This window comes from Streptomyces sp. NPDC047043, from assembly GCF_040644055.1.
GTDB lineage: Bacteria > Actinomycetota > Actinomycetes > Streptomycetales > Streptomycetaceae > Streptomyces.
The window spans coordinates 65,284-78,065 of sequence record NZ_JBEYVO010000027.1 but is presented as its reverse complement, the minus strand read 5'-3'; the positions used below and the strand labels follow the sequence as shown (position 1 = coordinate 78,065).

The following is a 12,782-nucleotide window of genomic DNA, read 5'->3' as shown; positions in this document are numbered from 1 at the left end:
ACACCGGGAAAGCCCGCCCCACCTGGGGCGGGCTTTTTCGTGTGCCCGCCGGGGAGGGGGTGAACGCACGGCGGCAGTCCGGCCAACTCCTGTCCGGGACATGCTCTTTGCGGACCTTGGGACCCCATACTCGCTGTCGTCCCACATGGCCCTCAAAGGGAGGCAGAGCATGGCCCTCACCACTCGTCGCAGAGCCCTCAGCACCCTCGGCGCCGCGCTCGCGGGCACCCTCGCGCTGCCCGCCGGCCGGGCGGTGGCCGGTGAACACGGGCGCGGTCCGCGCCCGTTGTGGCGCGCGCACGCCCACAACGACTACGAGCACACGCGGCCCCTCTTCGACGCCCTCGACCACCGCTTCGGCAGCGTCGAGGCCGACATCTTCCTCGTCGGCGACCAGCTGCTGATCGGCCACACGGTGGACGACCTGGACCCGACGCGGACACTGGAGTCCCTCTACCTCGACCCGCTGGCGGCCATCGTCAAGGCCAACCACGGCTCGGTGTACCGGGGTTACCGCAGGCCGCTGCAGCTGCTCATCGACATCAAGACCGAGGGCTCGTCGACGTACCTCGAACTCGACCGCCATCTCCAGCGCTACAAGCACCTGTTCACCACATACGCCCACGGCCGCGTCCACCCCGGCGCGGTCACCAACGTCATCTCCGGCGACCGCGCGGCCCGTACGCCCATGGAGGCCCAGACCGTGCGCCGCGCCTTCTACGACGGCCGGCTCATCGACCTCGGCACCTCGGCGCCCGCCTCCTTCGTCCCGCTGATCTCCGACAACTGGCAGCTCAACTTCACCTGGCTGGGCGAGGGCGCCTTCCCGGACGCCGAGCGGCAGAAGCTGCGGGGCATCATCGGCCAGGCGCACGCCCGCGGGCAGAAGGTGCGCTTCTGGAACACCCCGGACGTGGCCGGCCCCGCCCGCGACGCGCTGTGGACCGAACTGCTCGCCGCCGACGTCGACTACTTCAACACCGACGACCTGGCCGGCCTGGAGGCCTTCCTCGACGCCCGTCGGGCCGCGTAGAACCATCCATTCGGCGGACAGGTCAGCCGCCCGGACGAACCCTCCGCTACGCCACACTTACGGCCGAATGCCGCGAACCGACCTGCGGCGTGGCGGAGGAGGCTGACGATGGCGATTTCCATCTCTGTGGTGGTGCTGCTGCTGATCCTGGCGGTGATCTTCATGCGCAACGGCGGGCTGAAGGTCTCCCACGCGCTGGTGTGCGCGCTGCTCGGCTTCTATCTGGCCAGCACGAGCATCGCGCCCACCATTCACAGCGGCGTCACCGCCACGGCCGACATCGTCGGCAGCCTGCGGCCGTGACCTCTGCGGCGGCTACGACGTCTGGAACACCCCGATGCCGTTGGGGACCGGGCGTTCCGCATCGCCGGACGGATGGTTCCGTACGGAGACGGCGCTCGACCCCGGCTCCCGGGCGACCAGTGTCGTCGACCCGCCGCCGTCCAGGCTGAAGGCGTCGACCGAGCCCAACGCCCGCATTTCCGCAGCCACTTCGGCGATCGTCAGACCCTTGCTGCGGTAGTCGGGCGCACCGTTCAGGGCGAACAGCAGCAGCCGCTTCCCGCCGTTCGCGATGCCGACGGCGGTGCGCACCGCCGCGGCCGTGTTGTCGAGGCCGGCCAGCGGACTGCCGCCCTTCAGTACCGGGTAGCCGCCGAGCGCGAAGCGGTACGGGACCCGGGACGTCGACGCCACCAGCCGGTGCGAGACGGTCACCGGCTCGCCCTTGAAGAACTTCCGCAGCCGCTGCGCGCCCGCCTCCCGGCCGACGAGCACCGTGGTCCCCGCGGCGATGGCGCCCTTGCCCGGGGTGTCGGCGGTGGAGACGACCCGGTTGCCGCGGATCGTCACCTCGTAGGTGTCCTCGCTGCAGGGCGCGGCCCGCTCCTCGTCCGTGCCGCAGGTGGCGCGGACCCGGGAGACGCTGCCCCAGTCGGAGGTGAAGGCGCCGATCGAATCCACCGGCAGCGCGTACTGGTTGAGCCCGCCGAGCGGCAGCCGCCCGACCGGTGTGCGGACCGACCCGGTGAGGCTCATGCTGTCCATGCGTGCCCTGCGGTCGGTGCCCACGCCGAGCACGTCCCGGGTGGTGGTGCCGGGCGGCATCGCCGGGCCGAAGCGCTGGCCGTCCGGCACCGACGCCTTGAGCACGTGCCCGCTCGCGATTGCCGGCCCGTTGGTCGAGCCCGTCGCCTCGACGCCCGGGTGCTGGGTCTCGGAGATGTTGAAGAAGTCGCCGTTGATGCCCGCGACGGCGCCTTGCGCGTCGGCGAGCTTGGACACCGCGGACCGGGCCGCCACCGCTCCCGGGTACAGCAGGTCGAGCCGTACGCGGGTGTTGCTCAGGTCGACGGTGAGCAGATGGGCGTGGGTCAGGCCCCTGGCCCCCTGGACGTCGAACTGTTTGTAGGTGACTCCCGGCGCGATCGTGCCGGCGCCCTGCGCGGCGCCGGCCGGTGCCGCCCCCACCAGGGCCGCACCGGCCAGCGCGCCGAATGCCGTGAGAAACGCGAGTACCGATCTACCCGACGTCAGTTCGGATCTACCGAATCTGCTTGCTGCGAAACGCTTCTGACGATGCGTCACAGTTCCCCCTGAGGGATCGTCAACTGTCTCAGGTCTCAGGGGAAGTGCACCAGACGACGGTGGCCCGCGGGATGGCTATGCGCCGACTACGCGAGAACGGGTGAGAAAACGCACCCCCTCGGGTGCTTCCAGCGAGAAACCGCTGCCGCGGCCTGCTACGACGTCCACGATCAGCCGGGTGTGGCTCCACACCTCGTACTGGCTGCGCGACATCCAGAACGTCACCGGCCGCGCCACCCCCTCGACCTGCAGCTCCGCCAGCAGCACGTCCGAGCCGCCGGTGCGGAACTCGCCCTCCGGGTAGCACATGGGCGCACTGCCGTCGCAGCAGCCGCCGGACTGGTGGAACATCAGCGGGCCGTGCTCCGCCGCCAGACGGCGGATCAGGTCGGCGGCCGCGGGGGTGAGCTCGACGCGCGGGGTCTCGTCATGCATGCGTCCAGGGCAGCACGGCCAAGGTTGCGAGAGGGTTGCACGCACCTGATGTGTCATTCGGTGGGCAGTGCCGCCGCCGTGCGGATGCGCGCCGCCCAGCCGGCCGGCAGGAGCGAGCCCAGGACGGCGATTGCCGTGCCGGCCAGGGCGAGCAGGAGCAGTTGGGGCGCGCCGTAGACGGCGATGACCGATCCGGGCAGCCGCAGGCCCGTGCTGCGCCCCATGGCCGGCACCACCGCGTCGAGCACCGCTACCCCGAGCCACACGCCCAGCGCGCCCCCGACGAGGCCGGGCAGCACGACCGAGGTGACGACCATGGCGACAGTCTGACGGGGCGTCATGCCGAGGGCCTTGTGCACGCCGAGGTCCCGGATGCGTTCATGGGTGTCGAGGACGACGCCGCCGAGCACGCCGAGCGCGGCCACCGAGACGAGCAGCGCGGTGAGGAACGCGGTGAGGGCGTTGAGGACGGTGACGGGGTCGCTGCCGTTGACGTACTTGTCGCCGGTCGCGGAGACGCCCAGCGGTTTGAGCGCCGCGTTGAGCGTCTTGATGTAGGCGTCCGTGTCGGTGCCCGCCTTCAGGTCGATGGAGTACGACGTCGGCTTCAGGTCCGGTACGGCGGACTTCAGCGTCGCCGCGTCGATGAAGACATGCGTGCCGCCTTCGCTGGTGTCGCGGACCTCGCCGACGATCCGTACGGGCACCGGCTTGCCCTGCACGGTCAGTGTGATCGTGTCGCCGACCTCTGCTCCGGCGGCGGTCAGGACCGGTGTCGCGGCCACGGCTTCGCCCGCCCCCGCGCATCCACCTTCCCGAGACCATGCGGAAGCCGCCCCAGGAGGCGTCCCCGTCGTACATGACCAGGTTGATCTCTCCGGACACGCCCGGCAGGGCCGCCGGTGTCGTGGCGGTGCCGTAGTACCGGCGGGTGCCGGACCGGTCCTCGATGGCCCTGGCGACCGCGGCCGGATCGGCGGGGGTCGGTCGCCCGCCGCCGGGAGCGACGTGCACGCCGCCCGCCGGGCCGGCCTCGCCGACGGTGACATCTGCGGCGTTGTGGTTCTTGGCCGCGATCACCTCGCCCAGCGAGGCGGACAGACCGGTGGTGAAGGTGATCGCCGCCGCGCCGAACACAACGGCGGCCACCATCGAGACCGTGCGCGCCGGGTGGGCGAACGGGCGGGCCAGGCCCAGCCCGACCGGCCGCGGCAGCGGAAGCCGGGCGGCCAGACCTGCCGCCCGCCGGCCCCGGCCGGGAGCGGGGGTGCGGCCCACGGCCAGCGCGTCGACCGTACGCAGCCGCCCGGCCCGCCAGGCGCTCGCGCACGCCGTCACGGCGACCACGCCCAGCACCCCGCCGATCACGGCGACGTCCAGCCGCCCGCCTGCACCTCTCCGAGGCGACGGTGAAGACCCACGTCTCGCGCATCCTCACCAAACTCTCCCTGCGCGACCGCGCCCAGGCGGTGGTGGTGGCGTACGAGACGGGTCTGGTCAGCCCCCGGTCCCGGGCGGCGGAGGGCTGACCGGGCCGGGCGGTGCCACGTAGCAGCGCACGGACACCAGCTGGTCCGGTGCCCAGCGCTGCTCGACGACGTCCAGCAACTTCCAGCCCAGGCGCTCGTACAGGACCGTCGCCGCCGAGCGGGAGTCGACGACGTCGAGCACGGGCTGCAGGCCCCGCGCCCGGGCCTCCTCGACGGCCCGGTCCAGCAGCGCGGCCCCCAGTCCCTGCCCGTGTGCGGCCGGCGACACGAACAACCGGCCGACCACGGCGGTGACTTCGGCGCCGACGCCCGCACGGGCGCCCCACAGCCCGGGCGCCGCGTCCCCCTCGGTGGCCCGGGACAGGCTGAGGTGCCCCACCACACGGCCGTCGACCTCGGCCACCCAGGCCTCCAGCTGGGAGTGCGGGGTCAGCCAATCCGCCGGTCTCTCGGGCCAGTTGACGGGGTAGCCGCTGTGCCGGTGCACCTCGGCGAGGATCTCGACGCAGCGGTCGACATCGCCGTCGGTCCGCGGCCGGATGTGTGACTCGTACGCTTTCATGATCCGCAAGTATCACGGCTGGGCGCCGACCGCGGGCACGTTGTACCCCTCGACATGGAGTCTCGGCCTCGTCGCGCCCGGCGCAGAGGCCGGCCAGGAGGCGGTCACGAGCCTGGATTCGCCCGGCAACAGCCACAGGTAGTTGTCGCTGTAGAGGGTCGGCAGCAGCCGGTGCCCGGTCCGGGCGTCGAGGAGCGAGAGGCGGATCATCGCCGCCACCGAGGAGCCGCGGTTGCGCAGTCGCGCCGTGAGCGTGCGGCGGGGCCCCGAACCGTCCGCCGCCGTGATGTCGACGGACACCCGGGTGCGTGCGACGGCGTTCAGCGCCCGCATGTCGTCCGCCTCGCGGTAGCGCCAGTACGTGTTCTCGGAGAGCAGCCCGCCGTGTGCGTCCGTCAGACGGAGCCGCAGCAGGTGGCAGGCGGGCAGACCGTCGGCCGCGTCCATGGTGAAGGCGGATGCCGTCGCCGAGGGCGCGATGTCCACCGACTTGCGCTGCTCGGGGGCGAGTTGGCGGCCGGAGAGGTCGTAGCGGCGGGCGGAGACCGTGGCGCCGGTGATCGGGCGCGGCGTGTGGTTGACCGCCATCACCCGGCCGTCCGTCGGATCGGCCTGGACGTGGATGGGTTCACTCGCCTTGCGGGCGCCGTAGTAGGCGCCGTTGACGTCGAAGTCGTAGTCGTACGTCTGCCACACCGTGCTGTACCAGGCGGGATGCGACATCCACAGCATGAGCCCGCTCGCGTCGTCCCACGGACGGGCGTTCCAGGCCTCGAACATGGCCCGGTGGTTCTCGTAGTTGACGAACTGTGCCTTGCGGCAGAAGTCCTCGAGGTCGGTGGCGGTGTCGAGGCGTGACTCGATGGCGGCGCGGTAGTTCTGCGGCGCCTGATTCCCCTTGGTGCTCCAGTCGTGGTAGTACCAGGCCCCGCCGACCGGCCACTCGGGCTCGTCGCCCACGAGCCGGCGCATCGTCTCCGCAGTCGGCACGACCGGCATGCCGATCTCCGTGTGAAAGCCGAAGCTGCCACTGCCGTAGGTGGCCGGGGAGGAGTAGCGCTCCGGTTCCACCCAGCCGTACGGGCCGCCGCCGGAGACGATCCCGCCCGCCGAGTTGTTCTGGTACAGCAGCTCCGGCGCCTCGGCGCGCACGGCGGCGCGCATGCCGTCGTCCACCGGGCCCGGCGGATTGCCCTCGTTGGCACCGCACCACACGACGACGCAGGGGTGGATGCGGTAGCGGCGCACCGTGTCGCGGGCCAGGTCGAGGAAGGCCTTGTGGTCCGGCGGGTCCATGGCCCAGGCGTTGGGGAAGTCGTTCCACACCAGCAGGCCGTGCTCGTCGCAACTGGCGTAGAACTCCTCGCGGTTGCTGCTGCCCACCCAGTTGCGGATCATCGTGAAGTTCATGTCGCGGTGCATGCGCACGGCCGCGTCCATGCGCTCGGCGGGCATACGGCGCAGCAGCTCGTCCCAGCCCCAGTTGCCGCCGCGGCAGAACACCCGGACGCCGTTGACGGTGATCTTCAGCGGGACGGTGCTGTTGTCGACGGACTTCACGTCCGTCCACTCCTCGCCGTCGTCCGAGACCTGGATCGTGTACGTCTTCGGGTACGCCGTCTCCCACAGGACGGCCACGCGGTCGAAGGTCACCGAGGAGCCGAGGTCGACCTGGATCCACTGGTCGTCCTCGAAGGCGGAGGACCAGCGGGTGTTCGGGTCGCCGTCGGTGGCGTTGCCCGCCGCGTGGTCCGCCTCGTCGGCCGACGAGGCCGAAGCCTGCTTGTGCAGGGCAAGATCCTTGTCCGGCGAGGAGCTGTCCAGGACCGACAGACTCCACATCGACGAGCCCCAACTCGTCGCCCGCGCATGGCAGAAGACCCGCAGATGCCGGGCCGTGCGCGCGGGGAAGTCCGCCGTCTGCAGAGCCGCGGAACCACTGGTCCGGAACGGCAGCGGCACCGCCGTGTTGTCGACCGACGCCGCGTCGGTCCAGGTCTCATCGTCGTCGGACACCTGGATCGTGTACGTCCGCGCGTACGCCTGCTCCCAGGTGATGACGACCCGGTCGAAGGAGACCGACGAGCCCAGGTCCACCCGGATCCACTGGTCGTCCTCGAACGCCGAGGACCAGCGCGTGCCGGCGTCGCCGTCGGTGGCATTGCCCGGTTGGTTGGACGAGTCGTCGACGGAGGAGGCCGTGGCCTGCTGGTGCAGGGCGAGGTCCGTGTCGGGTGCGGAGCTGTCGGCGACGGACAGGGCCCACATGGACGAGCCCCAACTCGTCGTCCGGGTACGGCACATGATGCGCACGTACCGCGCCTTAAGGCGGGCGAAGTTCACCGTCTGGGCGTATGCGTCGCTGCCGGACTGGAAGGTGAGCGGTACGTCGTACTCGTAGCCGAACTGGCGTATCCCGAAGCGGGCGGTGCGGCGGTCGCTCTCCGCGCCGTCGACCGTGGCGGTGAGGGTGAGCCGGTGCAGGGCCGGCTCGCCGTAGCCGTTGGGCCACCACAACGTCGGGTTCTTCAAACGTAGTTGGGGGTGATCTGCGGGCGTGAAGGTGACGTCCGCCGTCTCGCCGCCGGGGATCGTGACCGTCCGGGTCAGGCGTACGCCGTCGAAGGCCGCGGAGAGTGTGACGCGTCGCTCGGCGGGGTCCGCGTTGCGCACCGGGACGACGATCGTCAGCTCGGCCGTGCGGGTGTCGGGCAGATCGGGCAGACGGGTGTCCACGCGGGGGTCGCCCAGGACCGCGGCACCCGTGGAGCGCAGCCGGACGTGGTTCCAGATGCCGGCCGCCCGGTCCCGCACCGCGGGCATCCAGTCCCAGCCCGAAGCGGCCAGATACGTGGGCGAGTTGCGGTTCATCATGTTCGCCCCGGCGTCGACCCATGACAGGCCCGCCGGACCCTTGTCGCCCGGGCTGCCCGGGAACGGCATGGGCGTGATCCGGACCGCCAGCGCCTGCTCGTCGGAGTCACCGATCAGGCCCGTCACGTCGAACGCGGCACGGGCGAAGGGGAAGGTCAGGTCGCCGACCCGGCTGCCGTTCAGCCACACCTCGGCCTTGTGGTTGACCCCGTCGAACTCCAGCCAGACATGGCGTCCGGCGCCGGTGCGCAGGCCCTCGGGCAGGCTGAAGGCGCGCCGGTACCACCAGGCGTGCCGCGAAAGGGCCTCCGGGACATGGAGGTTGCCGAAGCCGGCGACCGGGTCGGGCAGCTTGCCCTGATCCACCAGCGAGGTCAGGACCGTGCCGGGCACCGTCGCGGGCAGCCAGCGGCTGGTGTCCGCGGACGGCTTCGACAGCGTGGCGCCGTCCCCGTCCGCCCAGTCGTCCAGGGTCAGGTCCCAGCCGGACTCCAGCGGCACGGTGCCGTCGTCGGCGACTTTCAGGGCCGGGGGCGTGCGGTGCTGCGAGCCCCAGTCGGTCCAGCCGGTCACGTCCCGACGGGTTGTGCGGCAAGTGCCGTACACCTGAAGGCCGTTGAGGCCGAGCGGGTTCGTGTTGGACCGCTTGTGCACGGTCATCCGGACCCAGCGCGCGGTGACGGGCCCGGGCAGGGCGATCTCCACGACCCCGCCCTTGCCGGAGTCGGTGCGGTACACGGTCGTCCACGCCTTGCCGTCCCGCGACGTCTCGATCACGAAGTCGACCGCGCAGCTGGAGAGGATCTCCTGCCCGGTCGTGTCGTTGCGCGGATTGCCGCCGGGAGCGTTGACGTACGGCGGGTCGTCCGCCGTCGCCTCGAAGGTGAGGCGGAGCGAGGCGACCTCGCACAGCGCCTGGAGGTCGACGGAGATCCACTGGGGGTCGCCGGGCGCGGCCCGCCATCCGGTGCCGCGGACTCCGGGCGCCGGCACCCCGTCGACCGCGAACTCGGCCGGGGTGGGGGCGTAGTCCGTCGAGGACACCGTCACGGGTCGGTAGGCGGCGAGTTCGCCGGGCTGCTTCGGCTGTCCGGAACTGGATGCGAGGGCATCGGCGGGGAAGGTCGCGTCGAGGCCGAAACCCGCAAGGAGTGTGGCCCCGGCGGAGAGCATGGTGCGACGCGAAGGTCTGGAGGGCTGGTCCGACATGAACTGCGGCTCCGATCAGGGACGTTGGCCTCTGACAACGTTGCCAAACAGTGCACCTGGGCCTGGGTGGTGTCAAGACCTGCGGCGGCTCTCGAGGCCGTGTTTGAATAAATTAGGAATTAATATTGACAGGGTTCCGGCCACGAGCCACAGTCGTCGCCGTGACCTCACACCCGCACGGCCGGAAGGCCCACAGACTCGGGCGCCCCGCCCTCACGGCTGCGATCGCAACCGTTCTCGCCATCACCGCTGCCCCGGCGGCAACCGCGCAGAGCGCCGCGGACCAGGGCGCCCCCGCGTACTACGACAGCGGTCTGGCACCGACGCCCTACATGGGCTGGAACACCTACTACGGTCTCGGCGCGCCCACCGAGAAGGAGGTGCGCGCCGTCGCCGACAAGCTGGTCGGCAGCGGTCTGCGCGATGCCGGCTACGACATCGTGTGGCTCGACGGCGGCTGGCAGGCCGACAACCCCCGTGATGCACAAGGGCACTTGGTGGCCAATCCGGACCGCTTTCCCTCCGGTATCCCGGCGCTCGTCTCCTACCTGCACAAGCGCGGACTGCGGGCCGGCATCTACACCGATGCCGGCGCCTACGACGGCGGCAAGAGCTGCGGGCTCGGCAGCCGCGGCTACTACGACCAGGACGCGCGGCAGTTCGCGGACTGGAAGGTCGACGCGATCAAGGTCGACTTCCTGTGCGGGATCGGCGCGAAGCTCGATCCGGGCCCGGCGTTCAAGGAGTTCAGCGACGCGGTCGCCAAGTCCGGCCGCAGGATGCTGCTGAACCTGTGCAACCCGCTGACCGACGACTGGGGCCTGCCGCACAGCCCCGAGCAGGACGCCCACAACACCTACGTCCATGCCCCGACGATCGCCGACTCCTGGCGCACCGGCACCGACATCGCCTGGGGCACCCCGAGCCCCGGCCAGTGGCCCAACGTGCTGCGCAACATGGACGCCAACGCCTGGCACCCCGAGGCGCAGGGCCCCGGCCACTACAACGACCCGGACTACCTCATCCCGATGCGGAGGATGACCGACGGGTCGTACGAGCTCACCCAGGAGGAGTCCACCAGCCAGTTCGTGATGTGGGCCGAGATGGGCTCGCCGCTGATGCTGGGCTCCGACCCGCGCACCCTCTCCGACTCGATGCTCAAGACGCTCCGCAACCCGGAGATCATCGCCGTCGACCAGGATCCGCTCGCCATTCAGGGCGTTCGCGTCGCGACCGACTCGGTGGGCGACGTCTACAGCAAGGTCCTTGCGGGGCACGGGCGGCGTGCGGTGGTGCTGCTCAACCGCTCCGACCAACCCGCCCGGCGCACCGTGCAGTTCGCCGACGCCGGACTCGGCGGGCCGGTGCAGGTCCGCGATCTGCGGGCGCGCGCCGACCGGGGCGCGTACACGGGGTCGTACACCGTGGAGGTCCCCGCGCACGGCACCGCGTTCCTCAGGCTGACCGGAACCGACGCCCTGCCCGGCACGAACCTGGGCGAGAAGGCCACCGCGAGCCCGGCCGTCGTGCGTGACGGCTCCAAGCTGATCACCTTCTTCCGCGGCCCTGGCGGCTCCCTCGTCCAGCAGGCCGACGGCAGGACGAAGGACCTCGGCGGCCCCGCGCAGGGCAGGATCCTCGGCCAGCCCGCCGCGTACGCCTCCGCCGGCGGCCGTATCGACGTCTTCGTACGCGGTGCCGACAACCGGGCCTACCGGCGGGTCTACGCCGACGGCCGCTGGGGTCAATGGCAGTCGCTGGGCGGGAAGTTGACCGACGCGCCCTCGGTGGCGTTCACCGACCCCACGCACTGGACCCTCTTCGCGCGCGGCGCCGACGGCGCGGTGGTCCAGCGCGGACCGGCCACCGACTGGTCCTCGCTCGGACTGCCTGGCGGCAGGCAGACGTACGGTCGTCCGTCCGCCGTCGTCGATGCGCAGGGCCGTGTCCATGTCGCCGTACGCACCGCTGCCGACGACGTGTGGACCCGCTCGCAGGACACGTCCGGTCAGTGGTCGGCGTGGAGTTCGCTCGGCGGGACCGTCAGCGGCAGTCCGACGCTGGTCGCCGTAGGGGATGCGGTGGTGCTGTACGCGCGGGCCGCCGACTACACGCTCTGGCAGCAGCGGTACGCCGACGGTGCCTGGCAGGGGTGGAGCAAGCGACAGGAGTTCCCGAGCGCTGCGTTCGACGGGGCGCTCGGCGCGGTCGCCGGACCGGACGGGGCCGTGGATGCGGTGTTCCGCGGAGTCGACGGCTACCTGCACCGGACCGAATTCAAATAAATTAGGAATACATCATGGCCAACCAACAGCCCAGTCGTCGCCGGATCCTCACCGGGCTCGGTGCCGCCGGGACGGCGGCACTGCTCAGCGGCTGCGTCACCTCCACCTCCTCCGGCAAGACCTCCTCCAAGGGCGATGTGACCCTCCAGTCCAACCTGTCCGCCCCGCAGGCGAAGGCGGCGATGGAGGACATCGTCGCCGCCTACGGCAAGGAGGGGTCCGGCAGGGCCAGCCTCAACACGGTCGCCGCCGAGACCTTCCGCACCCAGCTGCCGACGTACCTCACCTCGGCCAACCCGCCGGACGCGTACACCTGGTACCCCGGCTCGGTGGCGAACGCCTACGCCAAGAAGAACCTGCTGCTCGACCTCGACGAGGTGTGGAACTCCTCGCCCGACCTCAAGCGCTACTCCAAGGCGCAGAACCGCCTGTGCACCTCCGGCGCCGGCAAGAAGGTCTTCGTCCCCGCCACCTACTACTGGTGGGGCATGTTCTACCGGAAGTCCAACTTCGCCAAGTGGGGCATACGCGAACTCCCCAAGAGCTGGGACGACTTCCTCGACCTGTGCGACAAGCTCAAGTCCAAGGGCGTCGCCCCGATCGGGCTCGGCGCCGGCGGGAACACCCCCTGGGTGGCCTCGGCCTGGTTCGACTACCTCGACATCCGGATCAACGGCGCCCAGTACCACCGTGAACTCCTCGCCGGGAAGCACCGGTTCGACGACCCGGAGGTGCGCAAGGTCTTCGACCGGTGGCAGGAGGTCCATCCGTACTTCGACCCGAACGGCACCGCCCTCGCCTTCCAGGACGCCACGACCGCCCTGCTCAACGGCAAGACCGGCATGATGCTCATCGGCACCTTCTTCGCCGACTCGGCACCCAAGAGCGCCCTGGACGACATCGACTTCTTCCGCTTCCCGATCATCGACTCCAAGATCCCGCTCGCCGAAGAGGCCCCCGTGGACGGCTACTTCGCCAGCGCCCGCACCGGCCGCCGCGAGCAGGTCTACGACCTGATGCGCTACCTCGCCACCGCCGAGGCCCAGGAGACCTACATCAAGGGCTCGTCCGGGACCGTCCTGCCCTGCAACCCGGACGCCAAGGACGCCGGGACCGCCCTGGTGAAGAAGGGCCGCGAACACGTCGACTCGGCCGCCGAGATCACCCAGTTCTTCAACCGCGACTCCAGCGACGCCCTCCAGCCCACCGCGGACACCGCGCTGACCAGGTTCCTGGCCAAGCCCAAGTCGATCGGCTCCATCCTGACCGACTGGCAGCGCGACGCCGAGAAGATCTGGAACGCCTGA

The 12,782-nt window shown here is 71.0% G+C and carries 9 protein-coding genes and 1 pseudogene; 5 read left to right on the top strand and 5 right to left on the bottom strand.

Translation table 11 applies throughout. The features are described 5' to 3' along the window. Positions 1–169 precede the first annotated feature (169 nt). Both ABZ880_RS36040 and ABZ880_RS36035 read left to right on the top strand, forming a co-directional pair. A complete protein-coding gene (locus ABZ880_RS36040; RefSeq protein WP_361271914.1) occupies positions 170–1,033 on the top strand; it encodes a phosphatidylinositol-specific phospholipase C/glycerophosphodiester phosphodiesterase family protein in 864 nt (287 codons plus the stop codon). Positions 1,034–1,141: 108 nt separating this feature from the next. Further along, complete coding sequence (locus ABZ880_RS36035) at positions 1,142–1,336, top strand: hypothetical protein (protein ID WP_361271911.1); 195 nt, start codon at positions 1,142–1,144, stop codon at positions 1,334–1,336. Between the two features lie 12 nt (positions 1,337–1,348). Here ABZ880_RS36035 and ABZ880_RS36030 read toward each other — a convergent pair whose 3' ends face one another. The 3 genes from ABZ880_RS36030 to ABZ880_RS36020 form a co-directional block, all read right to left on the bottom strand. Further along, positions 1,349–2,503: a phosphodiester glycosidase family protein gene (locus ABZ880_RS36030; RefSeq protein ID WP_361271908.1), complete on the bottom strand. Its 1,155-nt coding sequence runs from the start codon at positions 2,501–2,503 to the stop codon at positions 1,349–1,351. Between the two features lie 192 nt (positions 2,504–2,695). Further along, entirely contained in the window at positions 2,696–3,055 is a 360-nt protein-coding gene (locus ABZ880_RS36025; RefSeq protein ID WP_361271905.1) for a DUF779 domain-containing protein, read from the bottom strand. A gap of 53 nt (positions 3,056–3,108) precedes the next feature. Continuing rightward, a complete protein-coding gene (locus ABZ880_RS36020) occupies positions 3,109–3,840 on the bottom strand; it encodes an ABC transporter permease (RefSeq protein WP_361271902.1) in 732 nt (243 codons plus the stop codon). Positions 3,841–4,434: 594 nt separating this feature from the next. On the opposite strand from ABZ880_RS36020, the pseudogene ABZ880_RS36015 reads away from it, so the two are divergent. Continuing rightward, a pseudogene (locus ABZ880_RS36015) lies at positions 4,435–4,584 on the top strand (LuxR C-terminal-related transcriptional regulator); the annotation flags it as partial. Here the strand turns inward: ABZ880_RS36015 and ABZ880_RS36010 are convergent. Together ABZ880_RS36010 and ABZ880_RS36005 are read right to left on the bottom strand one after the other, a co-directional pair. After that, entirely contained in the window at positions 4,553–5,107 is a 555-nt protein-coding gene (locus tag ABZ880_RS36010; RefSeq protein WP_361271899.1) for a GNAT family N-acetyltransferase, read from the bottom strand. The pseudogene ABZ880_RS36015 and the gene ABZ880_RS36010 overlap by 32 nt on opposite strands. Before the next feature lie 12 nt (positions 5,108–5,119). Continuing rightward, positions 5,120–9,190, bottom strand: a complete 4,071-nt coding sequence (locus ABZ880_RS36005) for a discoidin domain-containing protein (protein ID WP_361271896.1) — start codon at positions 9,188–9,190, stop codon at positions 5,120–5,122. 161 nt (positions 9,191–9,351) lie between these two features. Between ABZ880_RS36005 and ABZ880_RS36000 the strand changes: the two genes are divergently transcribed. After that, entirely contained in the window at positions 9,352–11,475 is a 2,124-nt protein-coding gene (locus tag ABZ880_RS36000) for a glycoside hydrolase family 27 protein (protein WP_361271893.1), read from the top strand. 14 nt (positions 11,476–11,489) lie between these two features. After that, positions 11,490–12,782, top strand: a complete 1,293-nt coding sequence (locus ABZ880_RS35995; RefSeq protein ID WP_361271890.1) for an extracellular solute-binding protein — start codon at positions 11,490–11,492, stop codon at positions 12,780–12,782.

Excerpts from the sequence above, each read along its gene's own strand:
- ABZ880_RS36025 (WP_361271905.1), bottom strand. The coding sequence starts at position 3,055 with ATGCATGACGAGACCCCGCGCGTCGAGCTCACCCCCGCGGCCGCCGAC.
- ABZ880_RS36005 (WP_361271896.1), bottom strand. The coding sequence starts at position 9,190 with ATGTCGGACCAGCCCTCCAGACCTTCGCGTCGCACCATGCTCTCCGCC.
- ABZ880_RS35995 (WP_361271890.1), top strand. The coding sequence starts at position 11,490 with ATGGCCAACCAACAGCCCAGTCGTCGCCGGATCCTCACCGGGCTCGGT.
- ABZ880_RS36040 (WP_361271914.1), top strand. The coding sequence starts at position 170 with ATGGCCCTCACCACTCGTCGCAGAGCCCTCAGCACCCTCGGCGCCGCG.
- ABZ880_RS36035 (WP_361271911.1), top strand. The coding sequence starts at position 1,142 with ATGGCGATTTCCATCTCTGTGGTGGTGCTGCTGCTGATCCTGGCGGTG.
- ABZ880_RS36010 (WP_361271899.1), bottom strand. The coding sequence starts at position 5,107 with ATGAAAGCGTACGAGTCACACATCCGGCCGCGGACCGACGGCGATGTC.